This is a genomic window from Diaphorobacter sp. MNS-0, assembly GCF_019602835.1.
GTDB classification, from domain to species: domain Bacteria; phylum Pseudomonadota; class Gammaproteobacteria; order Burkholderiales; family Burkholderiaceae_C; genus Diaphorobacter; species Diaphorobacter nitroreducens.
This window is the reverse complement of sequence record NZ_CP080761.1, coordinates 3,847,355-3,867,156: the sequence shown is the minus strand read 5'-3', so window position 1 is coordinate 3,867,156 and position 19,802 is coordinate 3,847,355. Positions and strand designations below refer to the sequence as shown.

The 19,802-nt window shown below is 66.7% G+C and carries 15 protein-coding genes; 11 read left to right on the top strand and 4 right to left on the bottom strand.

The annotated features are described in order from the left end of the window. The first annotated feature begins 3 nt into the window (after positions 1-3). From K2L43_RS18260 to K2L43_RS18245, 4 genes are all read left to right on the top strand, one after another. Complete coding sequence (locus K2L43_RS18260; RefSeq protein WP_047349266.1) at positions 4-1,710, top strand: RNA-binding domain-containing protein; 1,707 nt, start codon at positions 4-6, stop codon at positions 1,708-1,710. A 107-nt stretch (positions 1,711-1,817) separates the two neighbouring features. Next, positions 1,818-4,517: a DEAD/DEAH box helicase family protein gene (locus K2L43_RS18255; protein WP_220638201.1), complete on the top strand. Its 2,700-nt coding sequence runs from the start codon at positions 1,818-1,820 to the stop codon at positions 4,515-4,517. Positions 4,518-4,624: 107 nt separating this feature from the next. Continuing rightward, positions 4,625-6,373, top strand: a complete 1,749-nt coding sequence (locus K2L43_RS18250; RefSeq protein WP_255580493.1) for an FAD-dependent oxidoreductase — start codon at positions 4,625-4,627, stop codon at positions 6,371-6,373. A 124-nt stretch (positions 6,374-6,497) separates the two neighbouring features. Further along, positions 6,498-8,027, top strand: a complete 1,530-nt coding sequence (locus K2L43_RS18245; RefSeq protein ID WP_220638199.1) for a catalase — start codon at positions 6,498-6,500, stop codon at positions 8,025-8,027. Between the two features lie 197 nt (positions 8,028-8,224). Here K2L43_RS18245 and K2L43_RS19130 read toward each other — a convergent pair whose 3' ends face one another. Next, positions 8,225-8,356: a hypothetical protein gene (locus K2L43_RS19130; protein WP_255580492.1), complete on the bottom strand. Its 132-nt coding sequence runs from the start codon at positions 8,354-8,356 to the stop codon at positions 8,225-8,227. A 65-nt stretch (positions 8,357-8,421) separates the two neighbouring features. Between K2L43_RS19130 and K2L43_RS18240 the strand changes: the two genes are divergently transcribed. Further along, positions 8,422-8,889, top strand: a complete 468-nt coding sequence (locus tag K2L43_RS18240; RefSeq protein WP_220638198.1) for a hypothetical protein — start codon at positions 8,422-8,424, stop codon at positions 8,887-8,889. A 24-nt stretch (positions 8,890-8,913) separates the two neighbouring features. On the opposite strand, the gene K2L43_RS18235 is transcribed toward K2L43_RS18240, so the two are convergent. The 3 genes from K2L43_RS18235 to K2L43_RS18225 are packed head-to-tail and all read right to left on the bottom strand — an operon-like array spanning position 8,914 to position 11,769. Continuing rightward, the gene (locus K2L43_RS18235; protein ID WP_220638197.1) at positions 8,914-9,876 is read right to left on the bottom strand and encodes an FAD:protein FMN transferase; all 963 of its coding nucleotides are present in this window, start codon (positions 9,874-9,876) and stop codon (positions 8,914-8,916) included. An 11-nt stretch (positions 9,877-9,887) separates the two neighbouring features. After that, complete coding sequence (locus K2L43_RS18230; RefSeq protein WP_220638196.1) at positions 9,888-10,355, bottom strand: DUF2271 domain-containing protein; 468 nt, start codon at positions 10,353-10,355, stop codon at positions 9,888-9,890. A 31-nt stretch (positions 10,356-10,386) separates the two neighbouring features. Continuing rightward, positions 10,387-11,769, bottom strand: coding sequence for a ferric reductase-like transmembrane domain-containing protein (locus tag K2L43_RS18225; protein ID WP_220638195.1), 1,383 nt, complete (start codon positions 11,767-11,769; stop codon positions 10,387-10,389). Between the two features lie 146 nt (positions 11,770-11,915). Between K2L43_RS18225 and K2L43_RS18220 the strand changes: the two genes are divergently transcribed. The 6 genes from K2L43_RS18220 (at position 11,916) to K2L43_RS18195 (ending at position 19,799) form a co-directional block, all read left to right on the top strand. Further along, positions 11,916-12,245, top strand: coding sequence for a PepSY domain-containing protein (locus tag K2L43_RS18220; protein ID WP_011807164.1), 330 nt, complete (start codon positions 11,916-11,918; stop codon positions 12,243-12,245). Next, positions 12,245-12,916, top strand: coding sequence for a response regulator transcription factor (locus K2L43_RS18215; protein WP_196994766.1), 672 nt, complete (start codon positions 12,245-12,247; stop codon positions 12,914-12,916). The genes K2L43_RS18220 and K2L43_RS18215 overlap by 1 nt, the downstream gene beginning before the upstream one ends. Next, positions 12,913-14,280, top strand: a complete 1,368-nt coding sequence (locus K2L43_RS18210) for a sensor histidine kinase (protein WP_220638194.1) — start codon at positions 12,913-12,915, stop codon at positions 14,278-14,280. Before K2L43_RS18215 ends, K2L43_RS18210 begins: the two co-directional genes overlap by 4 nt. A gap of 356 nt (positions 14,281-14,636) precedes the next feature. Further along, entirely contained in the window at positions 14,637-18,023 is a 3,387-nt protein-coding gene (locus K2L43_RS18205) for a site-specific DNA-methyltransferase (protein WP_220638193.1), read from the top strand. Between the two features lie 10 nt (positions 18,024-18,033). Continuing rightward, complete coding sequence (locus K2L43_RS18200) at positions 18,034-19,194, top strand: AAA family ATPase (RefSeq protein ID WP_255580491.1); 1,161 nt, start codon at positions 18,034-18,036, stop codon at positions 19,192-19,194. 2 nt (positions 19,195-19,196) lie between these two features. After that, positions 19,197-19,799, top strand: coding sequence for a DUF4276 family protein (locus tag K2L43_RS18195; RefSeq protein WP_047349253.1), 603 nt, complete (start codon positions 19,197-19,199; stop codon positions 19,797-19,799). The last annotated feature ends 3 nt before the right edge of the window (positions 19,800-19,802 follow it).

The window sequence follows — 19,802 nt, the reverse complement described above, 5'->3', positions numbered from 1 at the left end:
GCCATGCAGGAATTCGACACAGCGGCAGAACTTCAGCGCTGGTTGCGTGCCCAGTTTCCCCGTGAGAACGAACGCCACGAGTGGAAAGAATGGCATTCACTCAAGTCGAACATCTCGGGGCGCAAGGGCGATGACTTGGTGTCCTACATCAGTGCCTTAGCCAATATGGACGGTGGCTGCGTGGTGATTGGAGCACAGGACAAAACGCTCACACCGACCGGCATTCGGGATTTTGCCGGTTACACCGCGGAGAACGTGGTGCACCGGGTGTTGGGCAAAACGCCTGGCTTGCCGTCAATGGGGCTGCATGTGCAGGAACTGCGCGCAGGGGATACGGGCGCAGTGGTGTGGCTGGTGCACGTGCCGCGCCATGCTCCGCGCGAACTGGTGCTAGCGCACGATAAAGCATGGCAGCGCGATGGCGACAGCCTGGTGGAACTTCGCGAAGAACGGCGGCGTGCCATCTTGGCTGAGAATCTAGCGGGCGAGGATTGGAGTGCGGCCGTGGTTCCCGATGCCACGCTGGACGACCTTGACGAAGCCGCTATTGCCAAGGCGCGCGAAAAATACTTTGAGAAACACCAACGCGAACCCTGGGCTGCGCAGGTGTCGCAGTGGAGCGCCGAGAAGCTCTTAGACAAGATTGGCTTGACGATCCACGGGCGGATTACGCGTGCTGGCTTGCTGCTGCTGGGGCGCCGCGAAAGCGCCATGGCACTGCTTTCGCCTCATCCCGTCGAGATCACCTGGAAGGTGGCTGCCGAAAGGGTGGCAGAGCATTTCCACCCGCCGTTTTTGCTCACCACTACCGAGGTAGCGTTGCGCGTGCGGAACCCTAATATCAAGCTGTTCCCGGCCAATGAACTTTTGGCGGTGACTTTGCCGCGCTACGACACGAACACTGTGTTGCTCGAAGGTTTGCACAACTGCCTGGCGCACCAAGATTACGCACAATGTGGGCGTGTCGTCGTGGAGGAGTCGGCCGGGCTGGTGCGCATGATCAACCTGGGCGGTTTCTTTGACGGACAGCCCGACGAGTACGCCAGCGGGGCGCGAACGCCGGAGCGCTACCGCAACGAGCGCCTGGCCAAAGCCATGGCCGAAGTGGGCATGATCGACAAGGTGGGCTTCGGCATCCACGACATGGTGCTAGCGCAGCGGCGGCGTTTCTTGCCGCTGCCGGACTATGAAGGGTCATCCCCTCTGCGCACCGTTTTCAACGTCTATGGTCAGGAGATCGACGAGAACTACAGCCACTGGTTGATGGAGCGCACCGACCTGCCCATCGAGCATGTGCTTTGGCTCGACCGGGTGCAGAAAAAACGCAAGCTCGATGCTGCGCAGGTGGCGGAGTTACGGCGGGCGGGCTTGATTGAGGGGCGAAGCCCCAAGCTGTACATATCGGCTCAGTTGGCTGTGGCGACGGGGCAGGAGGTGGCGTATCTGAACCAGCGCCGCCCTGACGCCGACGACTACAAGGCCGCTGTGTGCAAGTTGCTCGCCATGGGACCGCAGCCGCGTGCAAAAGTTGATGAACTGCTCTTGCCCAAGCTGCAACTGTGGATTCCGGAACTGGCCCAGCGCAAGGCGTACATCAAGGCCTTGCTCAAGGAAATGTCCAAAGAGGGGCGTATCCGGAATATTGGAGGGCCCACCAAGGCGGCCCTGTGGGCGCTGGTGTCGGATGACGCGACAAACAAACCCCAATAAACCCCAATAAACCCAAACAACTTGCCTCGATCGCTTAGAAAGCTTCTTTCAAATCAATGGCTTGCATTGGGGTTTTGACCCCAATCCTCCCCAATCCTTCCCAATCCATGCCCCCCATCTCCCTCAAGACCTACCAGCAAGCCGCGCTCGACACTCTGGCCGCCTTTGCCCGCGCGGCGCGGGTCAAGGGCCCCGTGAGTGCGTTCAGCGAACTGGCGGGCCGCCCCTGGCATGCGGGGGCGTTTGGCGACGATCTGCCCTGCGTGTGCCTGCGCATCCCCACGGGCGGTGGCAAGACGGTGCTGGCCGCGCATGCCGTGCCGCTCTTGGCGCGCGAGTGGGCGGCGGTGGATGCGCCGGTGACCGTCTGGCTGGTGCCCAGTGATGCCATCCGCCAGCAGACGCTGAAGGCCTTGCAGACGCCCGGCCACCCCTACCGCGCTGCGCTGGCCGATGCCTACGGTGAGGGGCTGCGCGTGTGCGTGTTGGAGGACGTGGCCCAGATTGCCCCGCCCGAGTGGGGGCGCAACGCCATCGTGGTGGTGGCGTCGATCCAGAGCTTTCGCATCGAGGATGCGGGCCAGCGCAACGTGTACAGCTTTTCAGAAAGTTTCGAGCCGCATTTCAGGGGCGTGGACGAGCGGGCGCTGGGCCGCCTGCGCGAGCTGCCCGACGCGCTGGTGACGCACGAGGATGTGGAGCGCGACGCCACCGGCGTGCTGGCAGGCTTTGCGGGCCAGCCGCGCTGGAGCCTGGCCAACTGGCTGGCGCTGCACCAGCCCCTCCTCATCGTGGACGAGGCGCACACCGCCAAGACGGACAAGAGCTTCACGGCGCTGCAGCGGCTCAACCCCTCGTTCATCCTGGAGCTGACGGCCACTCCCATTGCCGCCAAGACCAACGTGCTGTACCACGTCAGTGCGCAGGAGCTCGCGGCCGAGGACATGATCAAGCTGCCCATCGTACTGGCCGAGCACCCCGAGGGCTGGCCCGCCGCCGTATTCGGCGCGGTGCAAACCCAGCGCAAGCTGGAGGCCGAGGCACTGAAGGACGAGGCGGCGGGCGCGGGCTATGTGCGGCCCATCGTGCTCTTTCAGGCCCAGAACGCGGGCGAAGAAATGCCGCCCGAAAAGCTGCGCGATTATCTGGTCGATGAACTGAAGCTGCCGGCCCATCAGGTGGTCGTGGCCACCGGCAAGGAGCGTGGTCTGGATGACATCCCCCTGGCGGCGCGCGACTGCCCGGTGCGCTACGTCATCACCGTGCAGGCGCTGCGCGAGGGCTGGGACTGCCCGTTTGCCTATGTGCTGTGCAGCCTGCAGAAACTGAGCAGCGCCACGGCGGTGGAGCAACTGCTGGGCCGCGTGCTGCGCATGCCCTACGCTGCGCGCCGGGGGCGCGAGGCGCTCAACCGCGCCTACGCCCATGTGTGCGCGGCGGAGTTCTCACAAGCCGCGCATGCGCTGGCGGATCGGCTGATCGAGCACATGGGTTTTGAGGCGCTGGATGTGGCGAGCATGATCGCGCCACCGAGCAGCCTGCCGCTGTGGGACAACGATTTGGAGAAAAATCAGGCTCCAGCGCCCATCCAGCAAGCGCCAATAGCTACAAATTTTGAAGCAATTGCCGCCTCACCCAAGCTGTTGGCCCTGCCTGGCGTGCAGCAGCGGGCGATTGCCGGCGTGCAGCAGGTGGTGGTGACCGGCCACATCGGCCAGGACACCGAAGCGCTGCTGCTGGCCCAGGTGCGCGGCGCCAAGAAGCAGGAGCAAGTGCGCGAGAAGGTGGCGCGGCACAACGCGCTGGTGGCCACGCAGGCCGCGCCCGCGTCGCACAACGTGCCGTTTGCGCCGCTGCCCACGCTGGGCTACCGGCTTGACGCGCAGGCCCCGCTGTGGCCGCTGGAGCGCGAGGCCGTGCTGGAGGCGGTGGAGCTGGACTTGCTCACGCCGCAGGCGGTGCAGCTGCCCAGCTTTCAGGCGGCGCAGGAGTCGGACATTTTCGAGATCGGCATGGACGGCGCCCGCGTGGCGCTGCGCCGCGCGGGCAGCGCGCAAATGGCGATGGACTGGGAGAGCAGCAGCATCACCGCCGACACCCTGGTGGGCTGGCTGGACCAGTCCCTGTTCAAGACCCCGGAGTTGGCTGGACTCACGCAGAGCCGACGCCGCGCCTGGCTGGCCGCCGTGGTGAACCACCAGCTGCACGGCTGCGGCGTGCCGCTGGTGGTGCTGGCGCAGGCGCGGTTCCGGCTGGCGCGCGCCATCGAGGCGCATGTGGCCGACCTGCGCGACGCCGCCACGCGGCGCGCCTTTCAGCAGCAGGTGCTGGGCCAGGGCCAGGGCACGCCCTGGCTGATCGAGCCCGACTGGGCGCACCCGCATGTGTTCGAGCCCGGCCGTTACCCCGCGCCCGAGGCCTCGCGCTACGGCGGGCGCTACCAGTTCGGCAAGCACTACTTTCCGGTGCTGGCCGATCTGAAGGAGGGCGGGCAGGAGTTTCAATGCGCGCAGCTGATCGACCGCCACCCGCGCGTGCGCCACTGGCTGCGCAATCTGGACACCGCGCCCTGCGGCTTTGGCCTGCCCACGTCGCGCGGGCGGTTTTATGCCGACTTCGTGGCCGAGCTGGTGGACGGGCGCGTGGCGCTGCTGGAGTTCAAGGGCGCGCACCTGCAAAACGACCCGTATGAGATCGAAAAGCGCCAGGTGGGCGAGCTGTGGGCACGCGCCAGCGGCGGGCGGGCAGTGTTTGGCTGGCTGACCATCGACGGCCTGGCGCAGCAGCTGGACGCGGCGCTGGCATAGCCCCGTCTGCGCGCCGCGTCACTGCGCGCCGATTCCCCTGCGCGGCCGGTGCCCGGCGGGCCAGCTTCGTCAGCCCTATGCCGTACATTGGGCGGCCCATGCCGCTCATGCCCCGCCCATCCTCACCCCCTTCGTCCCCGCGCCGCCGCCAGTGGCTGCAGGCCAGCGCCGCTGCGGCTGCGGGCCTGTGGCTGTCCGGCTGCGAGAAAAAGCCCGCGCCCGACCTGCTGGGCGGCTACACCGGCGACGCCATGGAGCGCGGCCACGCGCTGCGCGACCGGCTGGCCGAGGGCGCGCCCTACCAGCCCGACATCGTGCGCCGCACGCAGGTGGTGATTGCCGGTGGCGGCGTGGCGGGGCTGGCGGCGGCGCGCGCGCTGCGGCTGGCGGGGGTGGATGACTTCCAGTGCATGGAGATGGACGGCCAGCCCGGCGGCAACAGCCGCGCGGGCAGCGTGGGCGGCCTGGCCTGCCCGCTGGGCGCGCCCGGCCTGCCCGTGCCCGGCGACGACGCGCGCGAGGTGCAGGACTTGCTGGAGGAGCTGGGCCTGCGCCAGCGCGAAGCCGGCCGCTGGCGCTACGGCGGCGAGGCCGGGCAGTACCTGGCCCGCAGCCCGCAGGAGCGGCTGTTTTTCCAGGGCCACTGGCAGGACGGCCTGCTGCCCGTGGCGGGCGTGGGCGAGGCCACGCTGGCGCAGTACCGGCGCTTTGGCGCGCGCGTGGCGGAACTCGCGGGCGCCGCGCGCTTTGCCATGCCGGTGCTCAAGACCTGGGCGCCCAACAGGGCGCTGGCCCCCGTCCATCAATCGCTGGACGCTATGACTTTTGAGGCATGGCTGGCGCAGGAGGGGCTGGACGACGCCCACCTGCGCTGGTACCTGGACTACTGCTGCCGCGACGACTACGGCGCGGGCGCGGCGCGCGTGTCGGCCTGGGCGGGCATCCGCTACTTCGCCAGCCGCCACGGCTTCCGCGCGCCCGGCGAGGGCGGCGAGGGGGTCGATCCGCCCGGGGAGCTGCTGGCCTGGCCCGAGGGCAACGGCTGGCTGACCCGGCGCCTGGCCGCGCCGCTGGCGCAGGGCGGCCAGCTGCGCACCGGCGCCAGCGTGCTGCGCATTGCCGAGACGCGCCGGGGCGTGGAGGTGGACGTCTATCTGCACGCCAGCGACAGCATCGAGCGCTGGCAGGCGCGCCGCTGCATCGTGGCGCTGCCGGTGCACGTGGCCGCGCGCGTGGTGCGGCCCGCGCCGGACTTCCTCACCCAGGCCGCGCGCCAGCTACAGTGGGCGCCCTGGCTGGTGGCCAACATCCACATCGACGCGCCGCTGGCCGAGCGCGACGGCGCCGCGCCCGCCTGGAACAACGTGCTCCATGCCGACCCGGTGGCGGGCGGCCTGGGCTATGTGCATGCGGGCCGCCCGCGCACGGATTCACGCCCGGATTCACGCCCGGCCAGCCCCGGCCCCACGGTGCTGACCTACTACCAGGCCCTGGGCGACGTGCCGGGCGCGCACCAGCAGCTGGCCGAGCAGCCCTGGACGCACTGGCGCAGCGCCATCCTGGCCGCCCTGTCCGCGCCCCACCCCGACCTGCAGGGGCGCGCCACGCGCATGGAGGTCACGCGCTACGGCCACGCCACGCCCCTGCCCGTGCCGGGCACGCAGGCGCTTTTGAGCAAAATCGGCCTCTCGCGCTTGTCGAACAAGCGCTACCAGCTATCAAATGGAGAGCGCGTGCCCATGCCGCCCACGCCCGGCACCCCGCGCCTGCTGTTCGCGCATGCAGACTGGTCGGGCTATTCGGTGTTCGAGGAAGCCTTCACGCGCGGCCATGCGGCGGGGCTGGCCGCCGTGTGAGAACACGGGCCGCCCATCCGAAATCGCTATCGCGGGCATAAGAACTATTGGTTTCCACAAACGCCCAGAGTCTTCTTATCATTCGCCGCAAGTTTCCCCTCCCCACCCAACGCAGGAGTACGCAATGAGCAACGACAGCAAGAAATGCCCCGTCACCCACCTGACGACCGACTTCGGCGCCCCCGTGCCCACCAACCGCAACAGCCTCACGGCCGGCCCGCGCGGCCCGCTGCTGGCGCAGGACGTGTGGCTGAACGAGAAGCTGGCCGGTTTCGTGCGCGAAGTCATCCCCGAGCGCCGCATGCACGCCAAGGGCTCGGGCGCCTTCGGCACCTTCACCGTGACGAACGACATCACCAAATACTCCCGCGCCAAGATTTTCGAGACGGTGGGCAAGAAGACCGAGATGTTCGCCCGCTTCACCACCGTGGCCGGTGAGCGCGGCGCGGCCGACGCCGAGCGCGACATTCGCGGCTTCGCGCTGAAGTTCTACACCGAGGAAGGCAACTGGGACATGGTCGGCAACAACACGCCGGTGTTCTTCATCCGCGACGCGCGCCAGTTCCCCGACCTGAACAAGGCCGTCAAGCGCGACCCGCGCACCAACCTGCGCAGCGCCACCAACAACTGGGACTGGTGGACGCTGATCCCCGAGGCGCTGCACCAGGTCACCGTGGTCATGAGCGACCGCGGCATTCCGGCCAGCTACCGCCACATGCACGGCTTCAGCTCGCACACCTACAGCTTCTGGAACAAGGACGGCGAGCGCTTCTGGGTCAAGATGCACTTCCGCACCCAGCAGGGCATCAAGAACCTGACCGACGCCGAGGCCGAGGCCCTGGTCGGCAAGGACCGCGAAAGCCACCAGCGCGACCTGTACGAGGCCATCGAGCGCGGCGACTTCCCCAAGTGGAAGATGTACGTGCAGATCATGCCCGAGGCCGATGCCGAGAAGTACCACCTGCACCCGTTCGACCTGACCAAGGTCTGGTACAAGGGCGACTACCCGCTGATCGAGGTCGGCGAGTTCGAGCTGAACAAGAACCCCGAGAACTTCTTTGCCGACGTCGAGCAGGTCGCCTTCGCCCCCGGCAACCTCGTGCCCGGCATTGGCGCCAGCCCCGACAAGATGCTGCAGGCGCGCCTGTTCAACTACGCCGACGCGCAGCGCTACCGCCTGGGCGCCAACTACCACCAGATTCCGGTGAACCAGGCGCGCTGCCCGGTGCACAGCAACCACCGCGACGGCACCGGCCGTGTCGATGGCAACTACGGCGGCCTGCCGCACTACGAGCCCAACAGCTTCGGCCAGTGGCAGGGCCAGCCCGAATTTGCCGAGCCGCCGCTGAAGATCACCGGCGAAGCCAAGCACTGGAGCTTCCACGAGGACGACAGCAACTACTTCGAGCAGCCGGGCAAGCTGTTCCGCCTGATGAGCCCCGCGCAGCAGGAAGCCCTGTTCGGCAACACCGCCCGCGCCATGGGCGACGCGCCCGAGTTCATCAAGTTCCGCCACATCCGCAACTGCAACGCGGCCGACCCGGCCTACGGCGCAGGCGTGGCCAAGGCGCTGGGCCTCGATCTGGCGAAGGCGCTGGCCTCGAAGAAGGACGACCCGATGTTCGGCAACCCGCTGGTGGCGCTGCCCGCCTGACGCACGGCGGCGGCGATTTCTGCATGAAAATCGCCGCAAGCCCTTGTATATCCTGCGCATATAGCTACTGAAAGAGTAGCAGACAAAACGAAAGGCCCTGGTCAAAAACCAAGGCCTTTCCTCTTTCCTCTTTCCTCTTTCCTCTTTCCTATTTGCACTGCGCATGCCCCCTTCAGGTCATGCCGGAAGCTACGGGGCTATGCCAATTCCTGCCAAGGATTGACCAAGGCCACCCCTGTCTTGTCATAGCCGCCCGTATCGCGCGTCACGACCGTCAGGCCATGGTGCATGGCCGTGGCGGCGATGATCAGGCCGGGCTGCGGGAACATGTCCTAAAGTCCCAGGAATGTCCCGCCAGCTTGACGGCGCCGAGAGGGCGCCGCTCCCCCGATCCATGCACACCAGCGACTCCCCCGGATTGTTTGAACACCAGCATGTGCAGCTGGAGGCCCAGCTGCACGCCCATTTGCTGGACGTGGTGGGCGCGGATTTCGGGCATGCGCTTCAGCGCCTGCAGCGCTGGCGCGCCGACTTGGCGCAGCACATCGAGATAGAGAACACCCGCCTGCTGCCCCACGTGCCCTCTGGCGCCCGCTGGGCCGCGCGGGTCTATCTGGTGGAGCACGACCGCATCGCGCTGCTGGCCGACGAATACCTGCTGAAAGTGCAGGCCATGGCCCAGCAACCGCCACAGGACGAGCAGGCACGCCGCCACGCGGTGCTGGCGCTGCTGGACGCGGCGCACGCCCTGCGCCATGTGCTGGAGCACCACCACGAGCGCGAACACCAGGGACTGGCCCGCGAGCTGCCCCCGGCCCTGCAGGCCGCCGCCTGGGAGGGCGTGGAGCCTGGCGGGGCGTAGCGGGCGTAGTGTGGGCACATAGGTTTATGCGCACCCGTCTGCACCAAGGCGGCCCGACCCCAGAGATACCAGCGTACCGCCCCGGCGCAGCAGCCACAGCGCCTCCAGCCCCATGCGCCGCGCCAGCGCCAGCCCCTCGCCGGGGCCTGCCACCAGCAGCGCCGTGGCCCAGGCGTCGGCGTGCATGCCCTGGCGCGCCAGCACGGTGACGCTGGCCACCTCGTTGCGCACGGGTGCGGCGCGGCGGGCGTCCATGGTGTGCGCCAGGCGCGCGCCGCCCACGTCCAGGCAATGCCGGTAGTCGCCAGAGGTGGCCACGGCCAGGTTGTCCAGCTCCAGCACGCTGTGCACGGCGCGGCGCCCGGCCTCGGGGCTTTCCACGGCCACGGCCCAGGGCTGGCCGTCCGCCTGACCGCCCACGGCGCGCAGCTCGCCGTCCAGCGCCGCCAGGGCGTGGCGCACGCCGTGCTGGCGCAGCACGGCGGCCATGCGATCCACGGCGTAGCCCTTGGCGATGCCGCACAGGTCGATCTGCAGCAGCGTGCGCAGCGATAGGTGCTTGCGGGCGCGCAGCGCGGCGCGATCCAGCTCCAGCACCTCGTGCGTGGGCAGGCGCGCGGCGGTTGCGGCGCTGGCGGCGCGGATGGCTGCCGCATCGGGCGCGTCGCGCGCCGCGCCAAAGCCCCAGGCATTGACCAGCGCGCCCACGGCGGGGTCGAAGGCGCCCGCGCTCAGGCGGCAGATGTCGAGCGCGCAGGCCAGCACCTCCATGATTTCAGCGGGCAGCGTGACCCAGGCGTCCGTCGGCGCGTGGTTCAGGCGGTTGAGGGCGCTGCCCGGCAGCCAGGGCGACATCTGCGCGTCCACCTGCTGCACGGCGGCGGCCAGCGCGGCTTGCAGCGCCGGGCGGTCGATGGTCGGCGGCGCATCGCAGGTGACAGACCAGCGCGTGCCCATGGCGGGGCCGTGCAGCGTCAGCCGGTGCATGGGGTGCGGCCCTACTGCCACTGGTAGCGGAACGACTGGATGTATTCCCGCCCCGCCTGCGGCTTGCCCGCACCGGCCGAGGTGAGCGGCACGCGGATTTCCGAGGGGCTGTCGTCCATGTCTTCTGCGGCGGCGTCGATGCGGATTTCGTAGCCCGCGTCGATCAGCGCGTCGGCCAGGTCGGCCGTCACGGCCAGCGTGCGGCCCGGCCCCACGCTGGCGCCGGTCACGCCCTGCAGGCGCCTGCGGTCGGGAGCGGACAGGCGGCTCCAGTCCGCCAGGTGCTTGTGGTACTTGGCCTTGCCGCCAGCCACCCACAGCGTGCGGGCGTAGGCGCCCCGGGCGTCGGTGAGATAGACGGCGAGATAGGCGCCGTCGCCGCCGTAGTTCTTGAGCTGGGTGGTGAGCGTGACGGGCCGGGCGAACGCCAGTGCAGGCACCGCCAGGCACAGCGCCAGCAGCGGGTGTGCGGGTTTCATGGAAAGCTCCTTTCAAAAATCAACGCCGGGATCAGCGCATGGCAAACGATTCGCGGTGCACGCGCCACGGGCGGGGGCCGCTGGCGTGTACATGCAGCGCATCGCCCAGGCCCTGGGGGCCGCAGAACCAGATGTCCAGCGGCCCGGCGATGGCCTCCAGGTCCTGCGGCTTGAGGCGCTGGCCCTGGGCGTCGCCATGCACCGTGAGGGTGACCGGCGGCTGGGCCTGCGCGCACAGCGTGCGCAGGCGGGGCAGCAGCGGGTCGGTGGCGGCGTCGCGGGTGCAGTAGTGCATGTGCACCGGCTGCAGGTTGGAGGCTTGGGGCGCGGCGCCGCCCTGGCGCGCCTCCAGCAGCGCCAGGAAGGGCGTGATGCCCACGCCGCCCGCCACCCACACCTGCCGGCAACGGCGGCGGCCCTGGCCGTCGAAGCGCCCATAGGGGCCTTCGATGTCCACGCGCTGCCCCGCCCGCAGGCGCTGGCCCAGGGTGCGTGTGTAGTCGCCCAGGGGCTTGATGACCAGGCGCAGCAGAGGCTCGCCACGGTCGCTGGCGCCCAGGGCGCCCGGAGCGCTGGCGATGGTGAAGGGGTGGGCGCCTTCCGCAGCGTCGAAGCGCACGAAGGCGAATTGCCCGGCGCGGTGGCCCGGCCAGCTGGCGGGCAGGGCGCAGACCACCTCGATGGGCGCCGCCGGGCCTGCGTCGCCCAGCACACGCACGGCATGGATGCGCCCCGCGTGGCTGCGCGAGCGGCCGATCCGGCCCGCCAGCGACCACACCGCCGCCAGACTGCCCAGCGCCAGCAGCGTGCCCATGAGCAGGCCCAGCGGCAGTGCCCAGAAGGCCAGCGGCATCAGCGCCACCGTGTGAATGACCAGCGCCAGAAACACCAGCGGCATGGCGCGGTGCAGGAAGCGCCACGGCTTGTAGGCCAGCAGCCGGGTCAGCAGCGTGATGGCCACCATGGCCAGCAGCAGGTAAAAAGCCATCTCGCCCAGGTCCTTGGCAAAGCCCCGGGCGTCGGTGAGCCAGGGCAGAACGGCGTCGCGTGCCGGCCGGCCGGCGCGGCCCCACAGGCCCTTGATCCAGTCGCTGGATTCATCGGCGCCCCAGTGCAGGATGGCCGTCAGCGCCGCACTGATGCCCGCCCACTTGTGCAGGCGGTAGACCTGGTCCATGCCGCCCAGCGGACGCTCCAGCCAGGGCAGGCGCAGCGCCAGCACCATGGCCAATGCCATCAGGCCGATGCTCCACAGGCCCGAGAGATACAGCGCCTGTTGGCGCAGCTGCCACCAGCCAGTGGCTGCCCCCTGTGCATCCACAAGGGGAGAGACGCCCAGCTCGGGCGGCAGTACCGCGAGCCAGGCCAGGGTGATGGCCAGCAGCCAGCCTCCCAGGACGATCTTGATGCGCATGGCGTTTCCTTCTTGTGCGTTGAGCAAGTGGCCCGCCAGGGTGTGTGGCGAGCGGCTTGGCAACGATTCTGGAAAAGCCACGATGAACTCGTGCTGAAGGCCGCGTTCATGCGACATTCATCGCCGTGCACGTATAAAAAACGCCCATGAACGCCTTGCGCCGCCCCTTCGTCCTGATGGCCCTTGCGGTGGCCGCCGCCACCGCGGGCACTGCCGCGCAGGCCGCCGAGCGCGGCCATGGCGACCATGACCTGGCGCGCCAGGCCCTGGAGCGCGGCCAGGTGCTGCCGCTGCGTACCGTGCTCGAGAAGGTCGAGCGCGAGTACCAGGGCCAGGTGCTCAAGGTGGAGTTCGAGCATGATGACGGTCGCTTCATCTACGAGATCCGCCTGCTGCAGCAGGACGGCCGCATGGCCAAGCTGAAGATCGACGCGGTCGATGGACGTGTGCTGCAGATCAAACGCAAGGAACATTGATGCGCATCCTCGTCGTGGAAGATGAACCTACGCTGCGGGACCAACTGGTGCAGGCGATCGCCGCGGCGGGCCACACGGTGGAAGCCGCCAGCGACGGCGCGCAGGCCCACTACCTGGGCGAGGTGGAGGACTTTGACGCCGTGGTGTTGGACCTGGGCCTGCCTGTGCTGGACGGCCTGTCGGTGCTGCGCCGCTGGCGCGCCGCGGGGCGCAACATGCCGGTGCTGATCCTTACCGCGCGCGCCGCCTGGCATGAGAAGGTGGCGGGCATGGACGCGGGCGCAGACGATTACCTCGCCAAGCCCTTCCACATGGAGGAGCTGCTCGCGCGCCTGCGTGCGCTGCTGCGCCGTCTGGGGGAGCACGCCAGCGCGCAGTGGCAGTGCGGCCCGATCTGGCTGGACACGCGCCAGGCGCGCGTGCTGGTGGACGGCCAGCCGCTCACGCTCACCAGCCACGAGTTCAAACTGCTCTCGTTCCTGATGCAGCGCAAGGGGCAGGTGCTGTCGCGCACCGAGCTGTCTGAGCACATCTACCCGCACGACAGTGATCGTGACTCCAACACCATCGAGGTCTTCGTGGGCCGCCTGCGCAAGAAGCTGCCGCCGGGCAGCATCGAGACCGTGCGCGGCCTGGGCTACCGCCTGGCCGAGGCCGGCGCCACGGCATGAGGGTGGGCGGCTCTCTGCGCCTGCGCCTGCTGGCGGGCACGCTGGCGTGGATGCTGCTCAGCATCGCGCTCGCGGGCTGGGCGCTGCGCACCTTGTTCCAAGACCACATCACCCAGCAGCTACAGGCGCAACTGGTGGTGCAGCTCGACCAGCTCAGCGCCTCGGTGGAATGGACCCCGCAGGGCGGCACGGCCGTGGCGCCGCTGGCCGGTGATGCGCGGCTGGCGCAGCCGCTGTCGGGCCTGTATTGGCAGGTGGACCAGGTGGGCGCGGCGCCGCAGGCCGCCGTGGCGCGCTCGCGCTCGCTGTGGGACCAGGTGCTGGCGCTGCCGCCCGTGCCGGGCGACTACCCTGCGCGCGGCTACCGCGTGCTGCAGCTGCACGATGCGCAGGGCCATGCGCTGCTGTCCGTGGCGCGCACTCTGCAATTGCCCGACGAGTCCGCCCCGCCCCTGCGCCTGGTCGTCGCGGGGGATAAGGCCCTGCTGGCCGAGCCGCTGCAGCGTTTCACCCACCTGCTGCTGATCGCACTGGGCCTGCTGGCGCTGGGCCTGGCCATCGCCGTGGCGGTGCAGTTGCAGCTGGCACTGCGCCCGCTGCAACTGCTGCGCGAGCAACTGGCCACCGTGCGCGGCGGGCGCGCCGCGCGGCTGGAGGGGTGCTTCCCGCAGGAGCTGCAGCCGCTGGTCAATGAGTTCAACCATGTGCTGGCCGAGAACGCCGACATGGTGCAGCGCGCGCGCACCCAGGCGGGCAACCTGGCGCATGCGGTGCACACGCCGCTGTCCATCCTGGCGAATGCCGCGGCACAAGAGAGCACGCCGCTGGCGCAGTTGGTGACCGAGCAGGTGGCCAGCGCGCGCCGCCAGGTGGACTACCACCTCGCCCGCGCCCGTGCCGCCGCCGCCGTGCGCGCCACGGGGCTGCGCACGCCGGTGCTGGCGCCGCTGCAGGCCCTGCTGCGCACCATGCAGCGCCTGCATGCCGACCGGCAGTTGGCGTTCGAGCTGGCGCCACAGGCGCAGGATGGCGCCTTTCGCGGCGAGGAGCAGGATCTGTACGAACTGCTGGGCAACCTCATCGACAACGCCGGCAAGTGGGCGCGCACGCGCGTGGTGGTGGACGTGCGGCGCGAGGGCGATCTGCTGTGCTTCACCGTGGACGACGACGGCCCCGGCATTCCCGAAGCGCTGCGCGACCGCATGTTCGAGCGCGGCGTGCAGTTGGACGAGCAGCGCCCCGGCTCGGGCCTGGGGCTGGACATCGTGCGTGCGCTGGCGCAGACCTATGGCGGCAGCGTGCAAGCGCAAGCCTCGCCGCTGGGCGGGGCGCGGCTGCGCCTGTGCCTGCCGGCGGCGGACTGAAGCACCGCTTCCTAGGGCCTGTTCACACTATTTTTGCCAGATGCGTTGCAATCCAAAGCGCCAGGCGCTAGGCGCCAAACGAGGCTGGGGTGCGGCCCCAGCGAGGCTTGGCAACGACGCGGATGGCGCTTTGGGTTGCAACCCGAAGGGAAGGCCATGGAAACGGCGCCCCTCGTTGTTGCGTTTCTAGCCAAGGCCCCGGCCTTGGCGTCGTCACGCGCCTAGATGGGCGCCGTTTCCATGGTCTTCGCACTGGCAAAAATAGTGTGAACAGGCCCTACTGGCCATGCCAATGAAATCCGGCGCAATGCCCTGCTATAACTCCCCCCTTATCGAGCACAGAGGGGACGGAGCAAATGACCAACGAACAACAACAGCTTCAAACGCTGCTGCTCAACCTGCTGCCAGCAGACCACACCACCGTGGGCAATATCACGCTGCTGGAGCAGTTTCTGGCCGCCGCCCAGGCCGCCGGGCACCAGCCCCTCCCCACGGAAGCAGACTTCAAAACCGCACGCGAAGCGCTGGTGGCTGCCGGCCTGGCCGTCAAAGGCAAAGGGCGCGGCGGCGCCACCGCCCGGGCCACCGGCGCGCAACGGCCAGACTTTGCGCTCGATGCCCCTACCGCACCCGCCCCTGCAGCCGCCGACAAGCAGCCCAAAGCACCCAAAGCCAAACCCAGCCTCAAGCAGCCTGACAACGGCGACACCCAGGTGCTGGCCTACCGCCACCCCGACCGGCGCAAGAACAACCCCGAAGTGGGCCTGGTGAACGCCGAAAGCGACCCCGAGCAACCCAAAACCCGCTGGGCCTACGACCCGCACCTAGACCCTGCACTGCAATTTGACAGCGCCCGTGCCCAGGCCGACGCGCTGATCGCCGACGCCCTGGCCAGCAACGACCCCGCTGCCATGCGCCATGCGTTGCAAACCTTGCGGCGCATGGGTGCGCCCTACCTGCAATGGACAGGCAAAGCGGAGCGCACCAGCTTTGAAGTGGACACCGTGAGCCTGCATGTGCATGAGCGCATTGACGCCATGAGCATTTTGAGCAGCGTCGGTAAGCGCCAAAACGCTAGCAATTCAGTAGCTGCTAGCGCAGGTGGGATGGGCGCTAGAGGCCAAAAACACCCAAACTTTTTTCAGCCAGGGCTGTTTGAAGCGCCGTTTGAAAGCGTGCCCCTGCGCGCGGCGCTGGACTTCTACAAGCATGACCGGGGCTGGGCCAACCGGCTGGTCGCTGGAGATAGCCTGCTGGTAATGAACAGCCTGCTGCAAAAAGAAGGCATGGCCGGGCAGGTGCAGATGATCTACATCGACCCGCCCTACGGCATCAAGTACGGCAGCAACTTTCAGCCCTTTGTGGGCAAGCGCGACGTGAAAGACCGGGCCGATGCGGATTTAACGCAAGAGCCCGAAATGATCAAGGCCTTCCGCGATACCTGGGAACTGGGCATTCACTCGTATTTGACCTATTTGCGCGACCGGCTGTTATTGGCGCGCGAGTTATTGAGTGATTCGGGCAGTGTGTTTGTGCAGATTTCGGATGAGAACTTGCACCATGTGCGGGAGTTGATGGATGAGGTTTTTGGCCCGGAAAACTTCCTAGGCCAAATAATCATTCAGAAAACTGGGGGATTTACAAAGAAAACTTTGTCACTGATTGAAGATTATGTTGTTTGGTATGCAAAAGATAAGGAGGCTGTTAAATACCGAGACCTCAGGGAGTTCTCTCCAACGCCAGAGCCAAACGACAAATACTATCGCCGCCTCCTCTTGAAAAATGGTGATTGGCGATGGTTTACAAGCGATGAATCGGAAAACCCTGAAAAAACGCTTGAGATAGGACGAATTTTTAGACACGGGCCAACAAATTCGGATGGTCCATCAAGTAATCCAAAGCCATTCAATTTTCAAGGCCTAGATTACTGGTGTAATCCAAATAGACACTGGACGGTAGATCCTGTCACCGACCTGCCTAGAGTGGCTCGTTCGGGAAATATATTTCAGCTAGGCAACGACGTTGCTTTTAAGCTGTTTTGGGACTTCAATGCGGCAAAACCATTGGGTAATGTTTGGCTTGATACCCAGTCTGGTGGCTTTAATGCTGACAAAGTTTATGTTGTGCAAACAACTACAAAAGTCATCGAGCGCTGCATGCTAATGACCACCGACCCCGGCGATCTGGTTCTGGACCCCACCTGCGGTTCCGGCACCACGGCCTACGTCGCCGAGAAATGGGGCCGCCGCTGGATCACCTGCGATACCTCGCGCGTGGCCATCACGTTGGCCAAGCAGCGCCTGATGACCGCCAGTTTTGATTACTTCGCCCTGCGCTACCCGCATGAGGGGCTGCGCGGCGGTTTTATCTACAAAACCGTGCCCCACGTCACGCTCAAAAGCATTGCCAACAATGCCGAGATCGATGCGATTTACGAGCGTATGCACCCAGCCATTGCGTCGGCACTGGAGCAGCTGAATGCCCTGCTCAAGGATGCCGCGCAGGACTTTGGTATTCCCTGGTTCACGCCGACTGAAGGTGCCCGCAAAGGGCAGAAGCTGGATTTCCACGCGGGTGACGCCTTGCTGGAATGGGAGGTGCCCTTTGATTTACCGAAGGACTGGTTGCCAGAGCATCTCCGAGATTGGCAAGAGCTTGCACAGGTGGGGCAAGAGCGTGCGTTGACGGGAGTGGAGCAAGCGTTCGAGGCCTTTCACACCGCCCGGCAAAAAATGCAGGCCGAAATGGATCGCAGCATTGCCGCCCATGCCGACAGCGAAACCCTGTACGACCAGCCCGAGCGTGACAAAGGCAAGCTGCGCGTGTGTGGCCCCTTCACCGTTGAGGCCGTGCCCTTTCCTACTGTGCTATCACTAGATGAGCTGCCCGCGCTTGCTGGGCAAGGGCTAGAGGCCGATTTTGCTGATAACAGCCTGGCGCGCAGCGGCCACACCAGCCGTCAGCACGCCTGGCGCGATGAGTTGCTGAAAACCGGCATCCGCGGCAAGGGCGGGCAGATGCTGCGCTTTGCCGAACTGGAGGTGTTGCCCGGCACCACCAGCGTGCACGCCAGCGGCAGCCTGGACACCGGCGAGCGCGTGGTAGTGAGCTTTGGCCCCGAGCACGGCGCGCTGGAGCAGCGCCAGGTGGAGCGCGCGTTGAACGAGGCGGGCGAACTGTTCCCCCGCCCCAAGATGATCGTGTTCTGCGCCTTCGCCTTCGACCCCGAGGCGGCCAAGGACATCGACGCGCTCAAAGGCATCACCGCACTGAAGGCGCAGATGAACACCGACCTGCTGACCGAAGACCTGAAAAAAGCCCGCAGCAGCAACCAGAGCTTCTGGCTCATGGGCCAGCCCGATGTGCTGCTGACGCAACTGCCCGATGGCCTGTGGCAGGTGGAGGTGAACGGCTTTGACTATTTCGACACGGCCAAGGGCGAACTGGTGTCGGGCGGCAAGGGCAAGATTGCCGCGTGGCAGCTCGATACCGACTACGACGGGCGCAGCCTGTTCCCGCACCAGGTGTTCTTCCCGATGGCGGGCAAGGACGAGGGCTGGATGAAGCTGAAAAAGGACATCCGCGCCGAGCTGGATACAGAGTTGCTGCAAGCCTTCACCGGCACCGTGTCGCTGCCGTTTGCTGCCGGTGACAACCGCACGGTGGCCGTGAAAATTGTGGACGACCGGGGCATTGAGTCGCTGAAGGTGATGCGGCTGGATGCTTCGGCAACCCAGGCATAAGGAGAGCGCAGTGCTGATTTCAAGACTCAAACTGCAAAACTGGCGCAACTTCAAAAAAATCGAGGTGGATTTGCGCGACCGGGTGTTCGTGATTGGGCCGAACGCCTCGGGCAAGTCCAACCTGCTGGATGTGTTCCGGTTTTTGCGCGATGTGGCCAAACCCAAGGGTGGGGGGCTGCAGCGCGCCGTGGAAATGCGCGGCGGCATGACCAAGGTGCGCTGCCTGCTGGCGCGCAGCAACCCGGAGGTGCTGATCGAGGTCGATCTGGCAGAAAAAATAGATACCCCGGCCATCTGGCGCTACTGCCTGGCCTTTCGCAGCGAGGGCAAAGGCAAGCAGCGGGTGGTGGTAAGCAAGGAGCGGGTGGAAGACTTGCGCACGGGCGCCGTGCTGCTCGACCGGCCCCACAACCCGGAAGACCAGGCAGACCGTGAGCGTTTGACGGAAACCAGCCTGGAGCAGGTCAACGCGAACAAGGATTTTCGGGACATTGCGCAGTTTTTTGGCGCACTGACTTATCTGCATCTGGTGCCGCAATTGCTCAAACATGCGGAGCTGGGCGCCAGCGTCTTGCTGGAAGGTGACCCTTTTGGCCAGTCGTTTCTGGAGCGCATTGCCAAAACCCCGGACCGCACCCGCGATGCACGTCTGAAAAAAATCGAATCGGCCCTGCGGGCCTGTGTGCCCAATATGCGCGACCTGAAATTCAGCCGCGACAACGCCACGGGCACGCCCCACCTGGAAGCGCTCTACGAGCATTGGCGGCCCGATGCGGGCTGGCAGCGTGAAGACCAGTTCTCTGATGGCACGCTGCGCCTGCTGGGCATCATGTGGAGCCTGCTCGATGGCGACTCTTTGCTGCTGCTGGAGGAGCCGGAGTTGTCGCTGAACGAGTCGATTGTTCGGCAGATTCCGCCCTTGCTGTGGCAGATGCAGCGCCGGGCAAAGCACCGCCGCCAGGTGTTTGTGACCACCCACAGCGAGGCCCTGCTGGAGCACAGCAGCGTGGACCCGCGCGATGTGCTGCGGCTGGAGCCTTCGGCCGAAGGCACACGCGTTGTGCCTGCCACAGCCCAGGAGCTGGAGTTGGTTGCGGCGGGCTACAACGTGGCCGAGGCCATGGTTCGCAAGGCCCCGCCAAGCCAGATTGAACAGCTTTCCATTTTTTAGCCATGGCCCAACCGCTGGACATCGCCCTGGTGGTGGAAGACGTTTTGAGCCTGGTCCTGATGGAGAAGGTGCTTGCGCATACCGGGCGCGGCTATACGGTGCTGCGGCCTCTGGTGGCGCGCGGGGTGGGCAATATGCGCAAATCGGTGTCCAAGTACCTGAACGCCAGCCGCGCTTTGCCCCACGTCGTCCTGGTGGATCTGGATCAGACGCCGTGCGCCCCGCAGTTGCGCGAACAGTGGGGGGTTGCCACTTTGCCTCGGTCCATGCTGTTTCGGGTGGCAGTGCGTGAGGCAGAGGCTTGGGTGCTGGCCGATCAGGAGGGGTTTGCAAGCTTTGCGGGCATACCGGTCAGCAAAATTTCTCCTGCGCCCGAGTCCTTGGCCGACCCCAAGCAAGAACTGATCAATCTGGTACGGCGCAGCCGCAACAAACGGCTGGTAGCAGAACTGGTGCCAGCGCAAGGCAGTGCGGTTTCGATTGGGCCGCTGTACAACGAGCGCATGCGCCAATTTGTCCATGAGCGCTGGAATGTGGACGCCGCCATGGCGCACGCCCCCAGCCTGGCGCGCACTTTTGATCGCCTGCAAACCTTTTTGAAGTGAAGC